We start from the raw sequence: 18268 nt of genomic DNA on the forward strand, positions 1-18268 counted from the left end.
GTTCCTCAACAAACGTCCGGGTCTCGGGGCATCCTGTGAAGTCTGCGGACACGTGGAGTTCGATCCATAGACGCTTTCCGCGCGCCTTGAGGCCGGTCGGGAACTTCGGTATTCGTGGCCTTTCAGCCTCGTTTCCGGCCAATCCAAGGCTCCTTTCTGATGCTAAGAGAGCCACATCGGGGGCTCGTTTCGGAGGTCACCCCAGGTCAAAGGGGCTGCGAACGCAACCTGGCGGAAAGTGGCGATCACGGAAAACATGGCTATGCGACGCATCTGATGCCTCATCTGCATAACCGACCGGTCGGGGACCAGGGGCCGGGGGTAACCCCCTGGGGTGCCAGCTGATCCGGTGCTGACACGAATCAGTCGGCCTGCCTGCCCTTATGTGGCAGCCGATGGGCGGCCTCGGCTAATCGCCTCCTGGCGGCAGTCGCCGGACGGGTCTAGCCTCTCGGACTGTGAGTTCTGGCGAGCAGCAGCCCATGAAACCGACACGTCCATCCGGGAACAGCTCGAGGATGGCACGGTTTCCATGCCCGGAATGAGGCTGTACTTCGCGGCCCAGCATTGCCGTATGGCCGAACATCTCTCACGGCTTGCTCGCGGAAAGCAGGACGAGCTGGACGCAGTTGGTTCAACCAGGAGCGATCTCGACGTCCAGGCGCACACCGTCGGGGCCATCATGGGAGCGATTGCATTCGTCGAGGCTCGTGTCAACGAGGTACTTCGGGATGCTGGAGAAGACGATCCCCAGCGCAGCGTCAACCTAATGCATCTCGACCCTCAAACAGTTTCGCTCCTAACCGAGTTCGGCCGCAATGAGCGGTTGGATCGCAACTTGTCCGCGATGGATAAGTACGACTTGGTCCTCACATGTGCATCGCAGCCACGCGTTGACACTGGCCGCCGACCGGGTCAAGACGTGACGGCTCTGTTCAAACTGCGGAATGCGCTTGTGCATTTCAAGCCAGAAACGCGGTGGGACGATGACGAGGAACACAGGATGGGGCGACTCCTGCGTCATCTTGTGCCACCGAGCGGCCTGCAGTTGCAGGACTGGGAATCGTGGTGGCCTTCCCAAGCACTCACCGCGGGAGTGGCTGAATGGTCCTGCGCCGTGTCCAGACAGTTTGTCCGCGAATGGGAGACGGCAGTGGGTCTGCCGCCTGTCATGTACGAGTAGCGAACATAAGTCGGTAACGATGAGGGGATTGTGTTGTGACACCGGAAATCTGGTCAGCAATCATCGGCGGTGCAGCGGGGTTGGCCACGGGTGCGTTGAGTTCGCTCGTCGCGCCGTGGGCGCAATGGAGCATTGAGAAGCGTAGGTCCGATCGCGAGCACCAGCGGGCGCTGATCAAGGCATGGCGCGATGGCATCGCTGCAATGCCGGACGACGACGACCCTGAGGGTATCGGCGACTTCCGCATCTCCTTTCTTCGCGGCGCCTGGTACGAAGACCTCAGGCCGTACCTATCGCAGGAGTTCATCGCTCGATACGAGCAAGGCAGGATGCTCGTAGTCGATGGCGGGAGCGGGAGAGCCATGAAGAACCCGTTCGCAGACGAAGTCGACCGCATCGAACGTCAGTGGGGGCTTCAGGCCGATAAACCCCGGCCATAGGGTGCAAGGAAGCTAGTCCTCCGAAGGACTGCGCGGCCCCCCGGAGGACTGATGCTTCGGCGATCTTCGTAGCCGCCGACCACAACGGGTTCGTTCAGGAAGCCGATACGGAGGCGTGGCCGTTGACGGTTCCGTGCCCACTGTAGAGCGCGGCCAATAGCACGGCAGCGCCGTTGAGGGGGATAGTTCCCGACCCGATTCCCGTTGCGGCCCTCGCAATCTGCTGATGACGATGCTTGTTGTGGCCTGCGGTGCTTCCTTCGCCGCCTCCTCGGCCTGCCGCCGCGCCTCTCATTCAGATGCGAATTCCCCTAGTCTGCGCTGGTATTCGATCGCCACGTCGAACCATTGCGGCTCTGGGTTCGAGCATGCAGGCGGATCCATCACGCCCGAATACCTCGCCCTGCTGTCAAGGGTCTACATCCATGCGATGAAGAACGGCCAGGACAAGCCACTAGACCACCTGGCGGTGCCACCGGCAACTCAGCATCCGTGATCAAGAACCACCTGTGGCAGGCCTCTCGTAGGGGCTTATTGGAGCGCTCACCATGGCGCGCGGGCGGTCACCTCACATACAGGGGACGATCAATACTCGCGCCCGTGGTCCAGACGCAGACACGGTAGTGGAGGAGATGCCGCCCCGCGTGATCGAAGACAAGCCGAAACGTAGGCGTCCGCAGAAAGCGGTCACGCCTCGAGCCTCAACTTGACACCCACCAACGGCGGTTACGCAGCGGTTGGGCGACTCCGCGACGAGGAGATTGGTGGCACTACTTCGGTTCGAGCGAGGTGAAGTAGTCGCGCTCAACTTTCACGTCCTCAACTACTCGCTCCGTCGTGGCGACACCGATGGAGTATTCCTTTAGCAAGTCGCAAAGCCGGTCGCCGTCGATGAGATCAATAGGCGGTGCACCGTCACGCTTCGATTCGCTGCGGGCATCGCCTGTAAAGGTTCCCGTGGTGATCAACAAGCCCTTCTCGCCCCGCCCTGCCATCGCTCCTCGAAAGTCGCGGACGGCCGGCGCGCCGACGCTCCCCTTGTATCGCTTGCATTGAAAACAGACCGGAAAGCCCAACAACGAGATCTGGTTAACGCCCAGCCCGTCGATGCCGCCGTCACCGGTGCGTCCCGTGACCACTGCGCTAGAGAATCCGGACTCCCGCAACAGCCGCTGAGCGAGTCGCTCGAATCCGGTCGGTGTCATCGCTAGGAGCGTGCCCAGAAGCTCGTCCTTCCACTTGTCCTCAGCCTCAGCCTCGACCTGGTCGATCTCGCCAGACACGTCCGACTTGCCGTTCTCCTGCGAGGACTGCCGCTCTTCTTCGGCTTCTTGTTGTTGGAAGCAACAAAGGCCGCGTGCAGCGGAGCAATCTGCTCGGGCGTTGCGGCTTGGCCATCCTCGGTGACTGCCCAGACGCCACGCTTACTGTTCGTGAGGAGGCCCATCCCCTTGAGGTAGGTCCGCGCCCACGCGAGCCGCTACTGGATCTCGGTCTGGGGCCCGTCCCCGTGGAGGACCTGCTGCTGCTCGTCGGAGAAATGCTCGCGGTCGACGACCGCAGCGTTCAACTCCGCAATTGAAGCGGAGCCACCAAGCGCGATCGCGGTTTGTAGCTTCGGCCAGAGTAGGTCCGTGTACGGGGGGACTGTCGCAGTCACCCGCTAAGCATCCCAGAGCCCTGCGCCAACCCGGGTCTCCTTGCCTAGAGCTTCCAGGTCAGGAGGGTTCCGACCGCGGCACGCGTGCTGTCATGTCACACTCCATCGATACGTTGACACCAGTTCTCGGGGGGAAGGGCATGTATGTGACGACGCCGGCCTCTCTATTGCGTGAGCGCGGATCGGTCGAGAAGACGGCGTCACAAGAGCTACTACAGGAGGGCGCGTTGCATGCACTCAGCGCCGCTGCTGGCTGCGACCTCGCGCCTCCGAGGCCCGATAGAAGGGCGGTCGACTGGACCGTCACTCTTACCTCAGTCGACCACCAGTTCATCGTCGAGGCGCAGGTCGACCTTCAGTTGAAGTGCACTCATCAATCTGTGCCGAACACAACGGGTGATTTTCCTTTCACACTGGACAACGATCAGTTCCGCAAGCTCGCTTCCACTCACATTTCACACCCCAAACTGCTGCTTGTAATGCTGTGCCCGAGCGACATAGACAAATGGATCTTCAATAGTGCCAACCTCACGGTGCTACGACACTCGATGTACTGGCTCAATCTGTACGGCATGGAACCGACCGGCAAGGAAAAGACGACCGTTCGCGTCCCCTATTCGCAACGGCTTGAGCCTCTGGAACTCTGCCGCATTCTTCACACCGTCGGTAACACGGAGGCGAAGCCGTGGATTTTTTAACGGTTTCAGATGATGAACTCCGCGGCATTCAACCGCGGGAGGTTGAAGCACTCTTGGTCAGCATCGGCTGGCGCCAATCCGGCGGTGTACCTCAAGTATCCCGCCAATGGGTGTACGACGAGCACGGGCCTACTAGCGTCGTTGTTCCAGTTGATCCGACGTTCGAGGACTACACACTTCGTCTGCGGGAGGTTCTGACCCGGATAGCAAGTGTGTACCCGCGGCGGCCAGAAAGCATCCTTCTTGAAATCGAGTTGCCAGGCTCGGACGAATACACGAATCGGAAAGATGTTCCTTCCATCGGCGGTTCGATTAGTTGGCAGGCCGGCGAGAGCCAGATCGTCGGCTTCCGCAAAACATTGAGCGCCTCGGCGAAAGCAACAGCGGTCAAGCAACGGCAGTTTGGGCACTCGCAACCCAAGATTGCACGCGAGTTCATGGCACAGCTCCGGATGGGTCAAACCCGGCCAGGCAGTTTTATTATCACGGCACTCTCGCCGATCGGTGCATTGCCGACCGTAGATCCTGCCAAGAATAGATATGATGATGCCTTCGCTATAACGGGCAGAGACATCGCAGAGACGCTTCTAAGCAGCCTGACTGCACTTCGCTCCGCTACCGACGAGTTCTTATCGAAAGACAAAGAGCAAATATTTGACAGCACCGTCGATAATGGCGTTTCAATCGACCTGTTGAAAGGCGTAGTCGAAAACTTAGGCAACGCCGAAGGAAGCGAGATTTCGATCGATTGGAATCCTAAGGTTCCTCGGCCAGGCAAAGTGCAGTCGAGTTCGGTGATTTTCGAGGCCAAGCATCGCCCTGCACTGATAGCGGCGCGCAAACGGCTGCAAAAACTCAGCAAGGTTCAGCGGGTTGACATCCTTGGTCGCATCACCGACTTGAGCAGGAAGGACCCACAAGGGCCGGGCGTGGTCGTAGTAGAGGTGATCGATGGCGCAGAACCGTCGACCGTGAGGGTGCGTCTAGACGATGAGTACAACGAGACTGGGGCTTCGCATTTCCCAGGAGATCTTGTGTCGATCAGCGGCATACTTGACCAAGAGAACACCCAATACTGGGTTACACAAGTCTCGGCACTCGCGCTTGTGGACTCGAAGGGTAACAGGAGGGTCATCATCGGCCCCCCGGCGCTAGAGAGTTTCCAGTCCGGGATCCAGACGGAAATCAGTACCGACGACGTCGATTCACCGCACGCTGACTCGCCGCCCAACTCAGATCAGGGAACTGAGTAGCGCGACGGGAACCGAGCCGGGTCTTGCAACGTCTAGCCATTCGTTGACGATGAATGCGAAGCGATCCGAGCCGAGGGGCTCGATCCGGAGCACCCCGGTGTGGTGAGAGCTATTAACTTCGTGCGATGGGAACTGGAGCTACTGCGCTACGGGTAGCGATGTCCACCGTCAGACTCCGCTTCAATCGATGTCGCTCACGTCAATCCGTCTACCGTCTGCGAGAACGAATGCCTTTGCGTTGCGTCGCGGACAGTTCCATACCAGCTACGCCGCTTTCGGTCATCGAGGCGAACAGCTCCTGCAAGCGAGTCACGTTGCTGTTCGTTCTCAACTGCTCGGTTATAGTTTCGAGATCCCCGAAGTCGATGTTCACGCCGGGTTCAGGGGCGCCTACTGGATGCCGGAAGTCCATGCGAAACCCCATCGACCGCAATCAGACGTTGCGGGCGGTCACGTCCTGGCGGTCCCACCAGTCGATGAACTTCTGGCCGGTTGGCTGCCACTTCCAGCCTGCGGGCCTAATGGCCTCGGCCGAGAGTTCGGCTTGACGAACGGCAAGACTGGCAATCTGCTGGTTCAGCGCCGTGCGCTGCGGCGTGCCCTGGCGGTGGCCCGAGCTGAGGAGGCTCGTTAGATCTACGAGGCGGTCATTCACCTCGGCCAGCACTGCCGAATGATCAGATCCTCTGTTCCACAACCGCTCTGGCCGCGCGGACTCACCGAGCATGCCAAGTATCAGCCCTTCGACCTGCCCGTCTGCGTAGTCCATCGAGATCGACCGGTTGCCGCACGGCTCCCGGTACTGAGCCGTGGCGCCCGGTAACGAGGCTTGCGGCCCGCGCCGCCCTTCAGCCGGTAGGCCGGTCGTCCGCAGACGCCGCAGAAGATCACTTGGAGCAATAACCCCGCGCTGCGCTTGGTCGGCTCCTTCCGGTTCTCCCGGTCGGCCAACTCGACGCCGAGCAGGTCGAACACCTTCCGAGTCAGCATCGGCTCAGCCCGGACCACTGGAAAGCCATCGCCGTTGCGAATGACGGCCTCAGGGACGTACATCTTCCGGCCCTTGCCATCCCCTGCCACGACCTGCCCCAGCAGCGTCGGACTCGTCAGGGACCGTTTCAGCGGTCCTGAGTGCCACTCGTAACCCGGTACCTCACGGCCTTGCGCCTGCGCGAACCGATCCTTCGGAGTCACGATCTTCCGGTCGGTCAGATCGTGAGCGACCCCCCGAAGCGGCTCGCCGGTCAGCACCCGCTCGACAACCTCACGGATCACCTGCACTTGCTCGGGGCCTGGGCGAAGCGCCAGCCCTCGTTGGTCTGCTCGGGTAGGTAGCCCCACGGCGGAATGCCTCCCCGGTAGTTGCCAGCGCGGACGTTGTAGCTCCATCTCGGCCACCTTGGACATGAGCAACGCGACGATGCACCGAACGGAGCCGTTAGGTCTAGGAACTGCCCGGTCGCGCTCACGATCGAGACGGCATGCTCCTGGCACCATCGGATCAGGTCGGCAAGGTCCAGCAGCCTGCGGACGATCCGATCCATCTGGTAGAAGACCAGAACGTCAAACTCACCGAGCCGGTTGGTCAGCCAGTCTCCGAGCTGAGGACGGTGGAACGGAGCCGTGGTAGCAGTTACGTCGAGGTCCTCGGCGACGCCGACTACCTCGTGGCCGCGCTGAGCGCACAGCTCCTGGCAGGCCTGTAACTGCCGCTCTGGGGATGTCGTAGCGTCGGTGACGCGTGACAGTCGGACAACGATCAGGGCTCGCACGGTGGAATCCTCTCAAACGGTGTAAACCGTCACTGTTGAGTACTCGAACGGCATCATCTCGATGAGAAATGCGTTGGGATTAGGGACTAAAGCGAGTCAGCCCTGCGAACTGCTCCCGCTGACCCCCCCCCCAACCAAGAGATCAGAGCCCGACGACGAGGTCCCACGGATCGGGTACGGCCAACGCCATCCGGCCCAGGCGCCGGGCGTGGTGCGCGGCGGTGCCGAACTCGTCGGCCCAGCTGCGCGCGCGCATGGTGGCGAGCCAGAGGCGGTGCTCGACGGTGACGCCGATCGCACCATGCAACTGGTGGGCGGTGGTGCTCACCGACGCGACGGCCCGGCCGACCGCGACCTTGGCCGCCGTCACCGCATAGTCGGCCTGCGGGCTGCCGAACCCGTGGTCGTCGGCGGCGGCCGTGGCGAGCGCGGTCACCGCGCGGGCCCGTTCGACCTCGCCGATCATCCCGGCCAGCGAATGCTGCACGGCCTGAAAGGCATTGAGCGGACGGCCGAACTGCGTCCGGTCGCGCACGTGTGCGGTGGTCAGTGCGACGGCGGCGTCGAACGCGCCGACGATCTGTACGCACCGGGCCCAGGCCCCGCGGCGCAGCAGTTCGTCGTAGACGTCGGTGGGCAACCGGACCGCGTCGTCGAGGGCGACGTCGAAGTCGACTGCCGTGCGGGACTCGCCCGCGAGGTTGGCGGCGGGCGTGCCCGTCCAGGTCGGGAGGACGGCGACGTAGGTCGCGTCGGGCGCGCGGACGGCGAGGAGCACTGTGCTCGCGTGGGGCCACGGGACGTCGGCCGCGGTGCCGACGAGGCGCCCGTCGGTCGGCTCGGCCTCGCCCAGTGCCACGGTGGCCGTGCCCTCCGCGGGTAGTTTCAGGCCGGCGGTCGTCGCCAACCACGCTGCGAGGACGTCGGTTTCGGCGGCGGGGACGGCGACGACGTGCCGCGCGAGCCCGTGCAGCAGCACGGCCGCCTGGCCAGCGCCGGCCTCCTGCTCGCTGGTGAGCCGTGCCAGGCCGGTGTCCTCCAGCGTCCGCCACGCGTCCTCGTCGAGGGGTTCGGGCACCACCGGCGTGCTCGCCCGGGCGTCGAGTGCTCGACGGCCGATGTCGTCGACGAGTTCGCGGAGTTCGGCGTCCGTCGTCGAGGGTGCCTCGCGGCTGCCCTTCGCCACGATGCCGCGCAGTACCTCGTTGGTGCCGCCGCGCAGGGTGAACAGCGGGGAGTGCACGCGTGCGGTCGCCAGCATGGCGCGCAACGCATCCGCGTCGTCGACGGTGTCGATCAGGTCGGCCGCCACGTCGACGGAGTCCTGCTCGAATCGCGTGCCGAGGTCCTTCACCAGCGCGGCGCGCACGTTCGCGTCCTGACCCTCCGTCAGTGCGCGGGCCACCGATATCGACAGCTGACGCACCGAGATCATCCGGGCCAGCAGATCGCCGATCTCGGCTGCGGTCCGATCGTCGGCGCCCTGCGCGGCGAGCGCCCGGATGGTGGCGAACAGCAGTGTGGCCGTGGACAACACGCGCTCGGGTCCGCTGCGCTCGAAGCCCAGCTCGGAGGTCACCTGGTGCCAACCGTCACCCAGCTCGCCCAGCAGGTCGTCGTCGGTGAGGTGGACGTCGGTGAACAGCACCTCGTTGAAGTGGTGCTCACCGTTCATCAGCACGATGGGGTCGATCGTGACGCCGGGCAGGTCGGTGCGGACGATGAACTGGCTGAAGCCTGCGTGCCGGTGCTCCGGGTCGAGCGGGCTGGTGCGGGTGAGCACCACCATCTGGTGCGCTTCGTGCGCGCCGCTGGTCCAGACCTTCGTGCCGTTGAGCGACCAGCCGTCGTCGGTCCGGGTCGCGCGGGTGGCGACGGCGGCGAGGTCCGATCCGGCGCCGTGCTCGCTCATGCCGATGGCGGAGTACAGCCGTCCCTCCGCGATTTGGGGCAGTAGGCGGCGGCGCTGGTCCTCGGTGCCATAGGCGAGCAGGGCCGGCGCCACCTGGCGGTCGGCGATCCAGTGCGCTCCCACCGGGGCGCCGCGCGCGAGCAGTTCCTCGGTGACGACGTAGCGGTGCAGGTAGCCGAGTCCGCGGCCGCCGTACTCGACCGGGACCGTGAGCCCGACGAAGCCGGCGTCGGCGAGCCGGACGCTGAAGGCGGCATCCCACTTCGACAGCCAGCAGTCGACCGCGGGCTCCCAGCCGAAGGCCTCGCGGTCGGCGTCGAGGAACGCCCGTATCGCCGACCGGAGGTCGGCGAGGTCGTCGTCGTTGGCACAGAGTGCGTCGAATTCGCTCACCGATCACCACAGTAGTGCGCGCCCGGACGCACTCGGAGGCAGCAGGAAAAGTCATGTCCACGGGCCGGTGGCGGCGACATACTCGATCACTGTGACCGATCAGCCGAGCCCGGGGGGCGCACCGCGGCGGGACCGCCTGCGCGAACTGCTCGACGCCGTCGTCGACGCGGCCAACTCCGACGTCGCGGACATGGCGCGCAGCACGTTCGCCTCGGAGTTCCACTTCTCTCGGCAGGTCAGCCGGCTGACCGGTGAGCCGCCCGCCGCACTGCGCCGGCGCGTGATGCTGGAGCGCGCGGCGTGGCGACTGCAGCGCGGAGAGGGCGTCGCGGCGGTGGCCGCCGACGAGGGCTGGTCCTCGCCCGAGGTGTTCTCCCGCGCGTTCCGGCGGTCGTACGGCGTGCCGCCGTCGCAGGCGTCCGACGTCGACTTCTGGTTGACCGCGCCGAACGGTCTGCACTTCCATCCGCCGGAGTCGCTGTGGCTGCGCAGCAGCGGCGACGACGTCGCGCCGGAGGTGTCCCGACTCATGGTCGCCCACGACCTCGACGACACCGGCTACCTGATAACCCGGGCCGCCGACCTCACCGATGCGCAGTGGCGCGAAGCCGTCTCGCCCGGCCAGGTGGTCCTCGACTGGGACGGCGAGGAGGCGAGCGTCGGCGCAGTGCTCGACGCCCTGGTGTGGACCAAGCAGGTGTGGCTGGCGAGCATCTGCGGGGCCGATCAACCCCGGCGCGGTGCGGTCAGGCCCATCGCCGACCTCGCCGCCGAGCATCGCGAGGTCGCCGCCCGCTGGACGGCGATGGTCGACGAGCACGCCGCCCAGGGCCGGTTGGGCGACACCGTGATCGACGCGCTGTGCGACCCGCCGGAGTCGTTTCAGCTGTACGGGATCGTCGCGCACGTCCTGACGTATTCGGCGCACCGGCGGGAGACCGCCCGCAGCATGCTCGCCCGCCACGGCGTCTCGACCGGCCGCGGCGACCCGTTGGAATGGATGAGGAGGAACTGATGGCCTGCGTGTACTACACGGCGTCCAGCCTGGACGGCTTCGTGGTCGACGAGAACGACAGCCTGGACTGGCTGACCAGCCGCCACCACGATGCGACGGGGCCGTTCGGGTACGAGGCCTTCGCCGCGTCGGTCGGTGCGCTGGTGATGGGTTCGGCGACCTACGAGTGGATCCTGAAGGATCAGCCCGGCGACTGGATGTACGAGCAGCCGTCGTGGGTGCTGACCAGCCGACCGGGGATCGTCGCGGACGGGCATCCGGTCGAGACGTTCAGCGGCGACGTCGAGGAGCTGTATCCCCGCCTGGCCGACGCCGCCGGTGACCGGGACGTGTGGCTGGTCGGCGGCGGCGACGTGGCCGCGCAGTTCGCGGCGGCCGGCCTGATCGATCAGATGATCGTCAGCTACGCGCCATGCTCCCTGGGTGCGGGTGCCCGCGTCCTGCCGACGCGATCGGAGTGGACACTGGTCGAGTCGGCGACCAACGGCGACTTCGTCTGCGCCCGTTGGCAGGCCGCGTGACGGGCTACTGCTGAGGCGGTACTCCGAAGCGACGCACGAATTCCCGTGCCCGGATGAGGAATTCGATCTGTTCGGTGACGTCGTGCAGCGGCTTGGTGCTGCGGGTGGAGCGGCACAGCATGACCGCGCCTTCGATCGCGGCGATGCTGGTGACGGCCAGGGATTCGGCGTCCGGTGCGTCGAGACCGTCGGCGACGAACGCGCGGGCCATGGCATCGCGCCAGTTCCCGAAGATGCGGCCGGTGACGTCGGTGAGATCCGGCTCGTCCTCGCCGGATCCGATAGCGACGGCCGCGACGGGACAGCCGGCGGCGAAGTCGCTCTCGACCAGCGCGCGCTCCCAGTAGGAGATGAACGTCCGTGTCAGCGACGTGCCGCCGCCTGCGACGGCGTCGTCGATCAGCGCGGTGATCGACTCGCCGGCGAGGTGCAGTGCCTCGGTGATGATCTGGTTGCGGCCCTCGGGGAAGTGGTAGTACACGGAGCCGCGGGGCGCGCCGCTGCGGGCGAGCACCTCGTCGATCGTGACTCCGGCGGCACCGTGTTCACGCAGTGCGTCGACCGCGCTGTGCAACATCTTCGTGCGGGTGCTGCCCCGTTTGCTGGGGTTGCCCGCCGCGGCCTGCTTCAGGCGGCGACTCCCGGACGGAACAGCTGGTACAGCCGGCCTCGGCTCGGGTAGGCCTTCGGTGACCCGGGGCGGCGCACGGTGCGCGCGAACCGGAATCCGAGAACGTTCACTTCAACGGTCCACATCGTGCGCTCCTCGATCTATGCAACTGAGCATAGATCGGACAACACACCGATGCTGCGGATGTATTCCGAATCACACCGTCACCACGATGAACGGCAGGTGAACCGCGTTGTGCGGACAAACCGACCGTTTGTCGCGATTATGGTTCCGTGCATAGTGCCCGCTGACAACGGATCTCCTCGGTAGCGGTGCCGGGCGGGTTCCCGGCGAGCGCCGCGCGGAGTCAGCGGTCGGCGTCCCGCTGGTAGGCGCGGCGCACCCTCGAATCGTCGTGATGGCCGAGGCCCAGGTCGGAGGCCGCGCGGAAGGCGCCGTGCGCCGCGGCCAACAGCGGGGTCGCGAAGCCGACGTCGGCGGCCGCGTCGGCGGCCAGGCCGGAGTCCTTGACGAAGATGTCCACCGTGGCGGTGACCTGCGGGTCCTCGGCCAGCATCCGGGGACCGCGATCGCGCAGCATCCACGATCCGCCGGCACCGGAACCGACGGCGTCGAGCACCCGCGCCGGATCCAGGCCCAGCCGCTCGGCGAACTCGAGTGCCTCGGCGGCGGCGGCGAGGTGCACGCTGCACAGCAGCTGGTTGACCAGCTTGAACGACTGCCCGTCGCCGATCCGGGTGCCGCACTCGAAGATCGAGCCCATGACCGACAGCACGTCGGACACGGCGGCGAGGGTGGCCGGCTCACCGGCCGCCAGCAGGGTCAGCGATCCGCTCTCGGCGCCACTGACGCCGCCGGTCACGGGAACGTCGAGCACCGCCACCCCGTGCTCGCCGGCCGCCGCCGCCACCTTCTCGACGGCCGCGGGCCCGACGGTCGACATGATCACGCACGTCGCGCCGCCGCGCACGTGACCGAGCGCGCCGCCATCTCCGCACAGTGCGGACTCGAGTTGGTCCGCCGTGGCGACCATCGCGATCACGACGTCGGCGGACGCCACGTCCGCCATGGCGGCCACGGTGAGGCCGGCCCGTCTGGCCGCCTCCTGGCGCACCGGCGACGTCTCGACCGCGAGCACGGCGTGGCCGGCCCCGGCGAGGCGCCGAGCCATCGGCAGACCGATCGCTCCGACACCGATGAAGGCCACCGTCCGGCGGGTGTCCGTCATGCCGTCGCCGCCTCGACCGGCTGGGATGACGCGGGGTCGACCTCGGCCCGCACGATCTCGTCGTGCAGGGCGTCGGGGCGCTCGCCGAGCAATGCCGTCGCCACGGCCGCGGCCACCATGATCACCAGCAGGTAGATCGCGATCGGCACCCAGGAGTCGAATCGGCCCAGCAGCGCGGTGGCGATGATGGGCGCGAGCGCTCCGCCGAAGACGCCGCCGAGGTTCGTTCCGATGGCCACGCCCGAGTAGCGCAGGTGTGCCGGGAACTGGTGCGGCAGAAACGCGTTCAGCGCGCCGTAGTTGGCGGCGAAGCCGGCGAAGAGGATCAGGAAGCCGAGGAGGATCAGCAGCGGGTTGCCGGTGCCGATCAGCGGGAAGAAGACGAACGGTGCGGCGGCCATCAGTGCGATTCCGGCGAGCAGGATCTTCTTGCGGTCCACGCGATCGCCGAGCGAGCCGAAGTACGGCATGGCCACGATCAGCACGGCGCACGTCACCATGACGCAGGCCAGCACGGTGGATCGGCTCGCGCCGTGGGACGTGGCGTACCCCAGCGCGAACACCGATCCGAGGTAGAACACGACGTTGGTCGGCATGTTGGCCAGCGCGACGCCGAGAACGCGCCGCCAGTGGTTGCGGAACAGCTCCTTGGACGGGCTGCCGCTGACGGCGCCGGTCTTCTGGGCCGCCTCGAACACCGGGCTCTCCTCGAGCTGGAGCCGGATGTAGAGGGCGACGATCACCAGCGCGCCGGACAGCAGGAACGGGATGCGCCAACCCCACGACAGCAGCGCTGCCTCCGGGAGCTGGCTCACGGCCAGGAAGACGCCGTTGGCCAGCAGCAGGCCGCACACGTTTCCGGTGCCGACGATGCCGGTGAACAGCCCGCGCTTGCCCCCGCTGGCGTGTTCGAGTGCCATCAGGAACCCGCCGCTGGCCTCACCGCCGAGCGAGAAGCCCTGCAGGAACCGCAGGACCGTCAGGGCGATCGGCGCGGCGATGCCGATGGTGTCGTAGGTGGGAAGCAGGCCGATCAGCGTGGTGGCCACGCCCATCCCGGACAGCGTCAGCACCAGCACCGACCGGCGGCCCACGCGGTCACCGAAGTGGCCGGCGGCCCAGCCGCCGATCGGCCGTGCCACGAACGCGATCGCGAAGGTGGTCAACGACAGCAGCGTCCCCACCACCGGATCGAACGAGGGGAAGAAGAGCTTGTTGAAGATCAGCGAGGCGCTCAGGCCGTAGATGAAGAACTCGTAGTACTCGATCGTGTTGCCGAGCAGGCTGGCAACGACGACTTTTCGCTGCGCCCTGGTGGTGGCTGATGTGCCCATCTTGGCCTTCGTTCTCGTGGAATGAGCCGCCGGGGATGTGACGGCGAGCACAGCCAGTGTCTGGGCGCTGTGACCTCCGCCACCACCACTGCCGAGAGGGATTACCGGTCGCCGATTCCTCACTCTGTCGAAAGGCGGTGCTCAGGACGTCAGGGCGACGGGGTCAGCATGGGCAGCAGGGCGAGGCCGATGTGCAGGGTCAGTCGGGTGCGACCGTCGTCCAGGTCGGCGCCGGTGATCTCGCGGATGCGGCCGAGCCGGTAGTACAGCGACGTCCGGTGGATGTGGAGCGCCTCGGCGGTGCGCGGGCTGTTGCCGGCGTGGTCCAGGTAGGTGAGCAGCGTGGTGGTGAGCGTCCGGCTGGGGTCGGCGTCGAGCAGACTCCGCAGCGGTCCGGGCAGCGCGTCCGCGTCCAGCGCCGACTCGGGCAGCTGCATCAGCACGGCGTACGGGCCGAGGTTGTCGTGGCGGCGCACGTCCCCGAGGGCGGGCATGCGCTGCAGGCAGTCGGCCGTCCGCTGTGCATCGCGGAGCGACGTCCAGGCGTCGGCGACGGTGGACCGGACGGACCCGGCGCCGCACACCACCCGGTGGCCGCCGAGCGTCGTCGACGTGCGCTCGACGACGGCGTCGGCCAGGTCGAGCGCCGACTCGTCGGACGCCGCCGCGCCGGTGTGCAGGATCGCGGCCTCCGCGCCGTTCGCGGCGTAGGCGACGGTCGCCGCACGCGTCCGGGTGAGGATGTCGAGCACCGACCGGAGCACCGTCTCGCCGCGGACCGGATCGACCTGGCCGAGCACGCGCACCAGCGACACCCGGCACTCCCCGGTGTCGCAGAAGGCGTCGTCGTCCCGCAGTGCAGCCAGACCCGTTGCCCTGCGGGACGATTCGGTGGACAGTGCGTCGGCCACCGCCGTGTCGAGCCGGCGTCTGCCGTCGTCCGCGTCCTCGCGGAACAGCAGTGCCGCGACGTCGGTGCTGCACGCGTGTATGTCGGCGAGCTGTCCGGCGGTGAGCGACGCGTCGGCGTCGATGACCATGAGCACCCCGAGGAAGTGCCCGTGCCACCGCAGCGGGGCGCACCAGCGACGGGCCATCCCGAGGTCGTCGCGGGCAGGAATCGGACCGGGGGCGGGCCAGGTCTCCACGCCGCTACCGAGGATGTGCGCGGTCGCCGATCCGCCGACGTCGTGCTGCAGAACGGCCCGGATGCGCTGCTGGTCCTCGTCGCCGAAGTGCCGACTGGAGTAGACGAGCCGGATGGTCGCGTCGTCGACCACGACGGAGCGCCGCAACCGGTCGGCGAGGTCGTCGACCAACTGCTCGAGATCGCGCCTGCCGCGGTCGGCCACCCGTCGTCCTCCTCGTCCGCACCAGCCGATTCCTCACTCTGTAGGAATGGCCGAGGCGTCTGTTCGACTGTAGTAGGTGGTGTGCGTCACACCAATCCCGCGACACTTTCCCCATGACCGACAACCCTCACCTGATCGGCTGGTCCCACACCCGGTTCGGCAAGCTCGAGAACCCCGACGTCGAGTCGTTGATCGCCGACGTGGCCATGGCGGCCGTCGACGATGCGGGCCTCGCGCCTGGCGACGTCGACGCGATCTTCGTGGGAGTGTTCAACAACGGCTTCTCGAGGCAGAGCTTCGAATCGGCGCTCGTCGGCGTCGGGCATCCGGAGTTGGCGCGGGTGCCGGCCGTCCGCGTGGAGAACGCGTGCGCCACCGGCAGTGCCGCCCTGTTCGGGGCCCTCGACTTCATCCAGGCGGGCCGCGGCCGGACCGCGCTGGTGATCGGCGCCGAGAAGATGACGCACGCCGCCGCCGACGAGGTCAACGACATCCTGCTCGGCGCCGCCCACCGCGCGACCGAGGCGAGCGCGGGCAGCTTCGCCGGCGTGTTCGGCACACTCGCCACCGAGTACGCCGCCCGCTTCGGCGAGCACCACGACGCCCTCGCCCGGATCGCCGCGAAGAACCACCGCAACGGGCTGGCCAACCCCTGGGCCCACATGCGCAAGGACCTCGGGTTCGACTTCTGCGCAACGCCTTCCGACCGCAATCCGGTGGTGGCCGGCCCACTGCTGCGTACCGACTGCTCCATGGTGTCCGACGGTGCCGCGGCACTGGTGGTGTCCTCGGCCGACGTGGCGCGGACCGCCCGGCGCTCGGTACGCGTCGCCGGTCGCGGTCAGGCCTCCGAGCCGCTGCCCATCGCACGGCGCCGCGACCCGCTGTTCTTCGACGGCGCCCGGGACGCCTTCGCGCGAGCGCTGACCGACGCCGGCGTCACGCTCGACGATCTCGACCTGATCGAGACCCACGACTGCTTCACCCAGGCCGAGCTGATGGAGTACGAGGCGTTCGGCCTGGCCGAGCAGGGCAAGGGCGCCACGATCGTCGACGAGGGCGTCACCGCCCGTGACGGGCGACTCCCGGTCAACCTCTCCGGCGGGCTCAAGTCCAAGGGCCATCCGATCGGCGCGACGGGCGTGTCCCAGCACGTGCTGGCCGCACTGCAACTCGTCGGCGAGGCCGGCGAGATGCAACTCGCCGCACCCGACCGCGCCGCGGTGTTCAACATGGGCGGTGCGGCCGTCGCCAACTACGCCACCGTCCTGGAGGCCGCACGATGACCGCCGCCAACCGCGCCGTCAACCTCGCCCGGCTGCTCACCCAGACCGCTCGGCGACTGCCCGACCACACCGCACTGATCCACGGCGAAAGGCGTTGGACGTGGCGCGAACTGGACGATCGCGTCAGCTCGCTCGCACACGCCCTGTCCGCCCGGGGTGTCGGACGCGGCGACTGCGTGCTGGTGCACGGCGCCAACCGGTGCGAGTACGTGCAGACGCTGTTCGCGATCTGGCGCGTCGGAGCCGTCATCGCACCGACCAACTCCCGCCTGACGCCGTCCGACGTCGCGGGCATCGCCCGAACGTGCAGGCCCGTGGCGATCGTCTGCGACCGCGACGGCAGCGCCCACGCGGCCGCGATCGCCGAGCAGGTCGACCTGCCCGCCGGCGTGCTCTGGATGGACGGACCGGCCGATGGCCCGGATGCGGTGGCCGCGCAGACCGCCGCCGTCGACGTGCCGGATGCGCGCGTCGACGTCGGCGACCACGCCTGGTACTTCTTCACCTCCGGAACCAGCGGTGCGCCGAAGGCCGCGGTGCTGACGCACGACCAGATGGGCTTCGTCGTCACCAACCACCTGTGCGACCTGATGCCGGGCACCACGGAGGCCGACGTGTCGCTGGTGGTGGCGCCGCTCTCGCACGGCGCAGGCATCCACCTGCTGCCCCAGGTCGCCGCGGGCGCGGCGTCCGTGCTGACCACGTCGCCGAAGATGGACGGCGCCGAGGTCTGGGAACTCGTCGAGCGCGAGCGCGTGACCAACGCCTTCACCGTCCCGACGATCCTCAAGCTGCTGGCCGAGCACCCCGACGCCCGGACGCGGGACCATTCCTCGCTGCGCCACGTGATCTACGCGGGCGCACCCATGTACGCCACCGACCAGCGCCGGGCCCGCGAGGTCCTGGGCGACGTGCTGGTGCAGTACTACGGGCTCGGCGAGGTGACCGGGAACATCACGGTCCTGCCGCCGCGGCTGCACGACCACGCCTCGCCGGCCGGCGTCGAGATCGGCACCTGCGGGATCCCCCGCACCGGCATGCAGGTCGCCATCTGCGACGACGACGGCGCCGAACTGCCCGCCGGGGAGCAGGGCGAGATCTGCGTCGCCGGCCCTGCCGTGTGCGCCGGATACCTCGACAACCCGGAGGCGAACGCGAAGGCGTTCCGCGACGGCTGGTTTCGCACCGGGGACCTCGGTCTCCTCGACGAGCACGGGTTCCTCTACGTCACGGGACGCGCGTCGGACATGTACATCTCGGGCGGGTCGAACGTGTATCCGCGCGACATCGAGGAGAAGCTGCTGCAGCACCCGGCGGTCTCGCACTGCGCGGTACTGGGGATGCCGGACGCGGTCTGGGGCGAGGTCGGTGTCGCCGTGTGCGTGGCCGAGCCCGGGACGGTCATCGACGTCGACGAACTCACCGGCTGGCTCGGGGAGCGGATCGCACGCTACAAGCTGCCGCGTCACGTCTTCGTGTGGGACGAGATCCCCATGTCGGGCTACGGCAAGATCGTCAAGCGCACGATCAAGGCCCGGCTGGAGGAGTCCACGTGGCCGCCGGAACCGGTCGGCGCGGCGTCGTGACGTC

The 18268-nt window shown here is 67.2% G+C and carries 18 protein-coding genes and 2 pseudogenes; 9 read left to right on the forward strand and 11 right to left on the reverse strand.

Going from position 1 to position 18268, the window contains the following annotated elements; genetic code table 11:
• The first annotated feature begins 574 nt into the window (after positions 1-574).
• From AC1MEY_RS25255 to AC1MEY_RS25265, 3 genes are all read left to right on the forward strand, one after another.
• Positions 575-1183 carry a hypothetical protein gene (locus AC1MEY_RS25255; RefSeq protein WP_480228089.1) on the forward strand — a complete coding sequence of 203 codons (609 nt, stop codon included), beginning with the start codon at positions 575-577 and terminating at the stop codon, positions 1181-1183.
• Positions 1184-1218: 35 nt separating this feature from the next.
• A complete protein-coding gene (locus AC1MEY_RS25260) occupies positions 1219-1623 on the forward strand; it encodes a hypothetical protein (RefSeq protein ID WP_480228090.1) in 405 nt (134 codons plus the stop codon).
• A gap of 226 nt (positions 1624-1849) precedes the next feature.
• Positions 1850-2119: a hypothetical protein gene (locus AC1MEY_RS25265; RefSeq protein WP_480228091.1), complete on the forward strand. Its 270-nt coding sequence runs from the start codon at positions 1850-1852 to the stop codon at positions 2117-2119.
• Positions 2120-2393: 274 nt separating this feature from the next.
• On the opposite strand, the pseudogene AC1MEY_RS25270 reads toward AC1MEY_RS25265, so the two are convergent.
• A pseudogene (locus AC1MEY_RS25270) lies at positions 2394-3283 on the reverse strand (restriction endonuclease).
• Positions 3284-3375: 92 nt separating this feature from the next.
• On the opposite strand from AC1MEY_RS25270, the gene AC1MEY_RS25275 reads away from it, so the two are divergent.
• Together AC1MEY_RS25275 and AC1MEY_RS25280 are read left to right on the forward strand one after the other, a co-directional pair.
• Positions 3376-3981, forward strand: a complete 606-nt coding sequence (locus AC1MEY_RS25275; RefSeq protein WP_480228092.1) for a DUF4365 domain-containing protein — start codon at positions 3376-3378, stop codon at positions 3979-3981.
• Positions 3969-5234, forward strand: a complete 1266-nt coding sequence (locus tag AC1MEY_RS25280) for a type II toxin-antitoxin system HicA family toxin (RefSeq protein ID WP_480228093.1) — start codon at positions 3969-3971, stop codon at positions 5232-5234. Before AC1MEY_RS25275 ends, AC1MEY_RS25280 begins: the two co-directional genes overlap by 13 nt.
• A gap of 433 nt (positions 5235-5667) precedes the next feature.
• Here the strand turns inward: AC1MEY_RS25280 and AC1MEY_RS25285 are convergent, their stop codons facing one another.
• The 5 genes and pseudogenes from AC1MEY_RS25285 to AC1MEY_RS25305 all read right to left on the reverse strand — a co-directional run.
• Complete coding sequence (locus AC1MEY_RS25285; RefSeq protein ID WP_480228094.1) at positions 5668-5901, reverse strand: hypothetical protein; 234 nt, start codon at positions 5899-5901, stop codon at positions 5668-5670.
• 68 nt (positions 5902-5969) lie between these two features.
• Positions 5970-6509, reverse strand: a complete 540-nt coding sequence (locus AC1MEY_RS25290; RefSeq protein WP_480228095.1) for a recombinase family protein — start codon at positions 6507-6509, stop codon at positions 5970-5972.
• Positions 6506-7006, reverse strand: coding sequence for a recombinase family protein (locus tag AC1MEY_RS25295; RefSeq protein WP_480228096.1), 501 nt, complete (start codon positions 7004-7006; stop codon positions 6506-6508). Before AC1MEY_RS25295 ends, AC1MEY_RS25290 begins: the two co-directional genes overlap by 4 nt.
• 142 nt (positions 7007-7148) lie before the next feature.
• Positions 7149-8192: an acyl-CoA dehydrogenase family protein gene (locus AC1MEY_RS25300; protein ID WP_480231666.1), complete on the reverse strand. Its 1044-nt coding sequence runs from the start codon at positions 8190-8192 to the stop codon at positions 7149-7151.
• Positions 8181-9311: pseudogene (locus AC1MEY_RS25305) on the reverse strand (acyl-CoA dehydrogenase family protein); the annotation flags it as partial. The gene AC1MEY_RS25300 and the pseudogene AC1MEY_RS25305, both read right to left, overlap by 12 nt.
• Positions 9312-9402: 91 nt before the next feature.
• On the opposite strand from AC1MEY_RS25305, the gene AC1MEY_RS25310 reads away from it, so the two are divergent.
• Positions 9403-10326: a helix-turn-helix domain-containing protein gene (locus AC1MEY_RS25310; protein WP_480228097.1), complete on the forward strand. Its 924-nt coding sequence runs from the start codon at positions 9403-9405 to the stop codon at positions 10324-10326.
• The gene (locus tag AC1MEY_RS25315; RefSeq protein WP_480228098.1) at positions 10326-10847 is read left to right on the forward strand and encodes a dihydrofolate reductase family protein; all 522 of its coding nucleotides are present in this window, start codon (positions 10326-10328) and stop codon (positions 10845-10847) included. Before AC1MEY_RS25310 ends, AC1MEY_RS25315 begins: the two co-directional genes overlap by 1 nt.
• A 4-nt stretch (positions 10848-10851) precedes the next feature.
• Here AC1MEY_RS25315 and AC1MEY_RS25320 read toward each other — a convergent pair whose 3' ends face one another.
• The 5 genes from AC1MEY_RS25320 to AC1MEY_RS25340 all read right to left on the reverse strand — a co-directional run bounded on the left by AC1MEY_RS25320 (position 10852) and on the right by AC1MEY_RS25340 (position 15392).
• Positions 10852-11424, reverse strand: coding sequence for a TetR/AcrR family transcriptional regulator (locus AC1MEY_RS25320; RefSeq protein WP_480228099.1), 573 nt, complete (start codon positions 11422-11424; stop codon positions 10852-10854).
• Positions 11425-11474: 50 nt separating this feature from the next.
• Complete coding sequence (locus AC1MEY_RS25325) at positions 11475-11603, reverse strand: hypothetical protein (protein ID WP_480228100.1); 129 nt, start codon at positions 11601-11603, stop codon at positions 11475-11477.
• Positions 11604-11824: 221 nt separating this feature from the next.
• Entirely contained in the window at positions 11825-12706 is an 882-nt protein-coding gene (locus AC1MEY_RS25330) for an NAD(P)-dependent oxidoreductase (protein ID WP_480228101.1), read from the reverse strand.
• Positions 12703-14040, reverse strand: a complete 1338-nt coding sequence (locus AC1MEY_RS25335) for an MFS transporter (RefSeq protein WP_480228102.1) — start codon at positions 14038-14040, stop codon at positions 12703-12705. The genes AC1MEY_RS25330 and AC1MEY_RS25335 overlap by 4 nt, the downstream gene beginning before the upstream one ends.
• Before the next feature lie 149 nt (positions 14041-14189).
• Positions 14190-15392 carry a PucR family transcriptional regulator gene (locus tag AC1MEY_RS25340; RefSeq protein ID WP_480228103.1) on the reverse strand — a complete coding sequence of 401 codons (1203 nt, stop codon included), beginning with the start codon at positions 15390-15392 and terminating at the stop codon, positions 14190-14192.
• Positions 15393-15505: 113 nt separating this feature from the next.
• On the opposite strand from AC1MEY_RS25340, the gene AC1MEY_RS25345 reads away from it, so the two are divergent.
• Positions 15506-16678, forward strand: a complete 1173-nt coding sequence (locus tag AC1MEY_RS25345; protein ID WP_480228104.1) for a thiolase domain-containing protein — start codon at positions 15506-15508, stop codon at positions 16676-16678.
• Positions 16675-18264: an acyl-CoA synthetase gene (locus AC1MEY_RS25350; RefSeq protein WP_480228105.1), complete on the forward strand. Its 1590-nt coding sequence runs from the start codon at positions 16675-16677 to the stop codon at positions 18262-18264. Before AC1MEY_RS25345 ends, AC1MEY_RS25350 begins: the two co-directional genes overlap by 4 nt.
• Positions 18265-18268: the final 4 nt, after the last annotated feature.

It is taken from the genome of Mycobacterium sp. PTI7 (assembly GCF_056679845.1).

What these genes read in the sequence shown, in the direction of transcription:
- AC1MEY_RS25255 (WP_480228089.1), top strand. Translation starts at nt 575, where the DNA reads ATGGCCGAACATCTCTCACGGCTTGCTCGCGGAAAGCAGGACGAGCTG.
- AC1MEY_RS25265 (WP_480228091.1), top strand. Translation starts at nt 1,850, where the DNA reads ATGACGATGCTTGTTGTGGCCTGCGGTGCTTCCTTCGCCGCCTCCTCG.
- AC1MEY_RS25275 (WP_480228092.1), top strand. Translation starts at nt 3,376, where the DNA reads ATGTCACACTCCATCGATACGTTGACACCAGTTCTCGGGGGGAAGGGC.
- AC1MEY_RS25315 (WP_480228098.1), top strand. Translation starts at nt 10,326, where the DNA reads ATGGCCTGCGTGTACTACACGGCGTCCAGCCTGGACGGCTTCGTGGTC.
- AC1MEY_RS25320 (WP_480228099.1), bottom strand. Translation starts at nt 11,424, where the DNA reads ATGTTGCACAGCGCGGTCGACGCACTGCGTGAACACGGTGCCGCCGGA.
- AC1MEY_RS25325 (WP_480228100.1), bottom strand. Translation starts at nt 11,603, where the DNA reads ATGTGGACCGTTGAAGTGAACGTTCTCGGATTCCGGTTCGCGCGCACC.
- AC1MEY_RS25330 (WP_480228101.1), bottom strand. Translation starts at nt 12,706, where the DNA reads ATGACGGACACCCGCCGGACGGTGGCCTTCATCGGTGTCGGAGCGATC.
- AC1MEY_RS25335 (WP_480228102.1), bottom strand. Translation starts at nt 14,040, where the DNA reads ATGGGCACATCAGCCACCACCAGGGCGCAGCGAAAAGTCGTCGTTGCC.
- AC1MEY_RS25345 (WP_480228104.1), top strand. Translation starts at nt 15,506, where the DNA reads ATGACCGACAACCCTCACCTGATCGGCTGGTCCCACACCCGGTTCGGC.
- AC1MEY_RS25350 (WP_480228105.1), top strand. Translation starts at nt 16,675, where the DNA reads ATGACCGCCGCCAACCGCGCCGTCAACCTCGCCCGGCTGCTCACCCAG.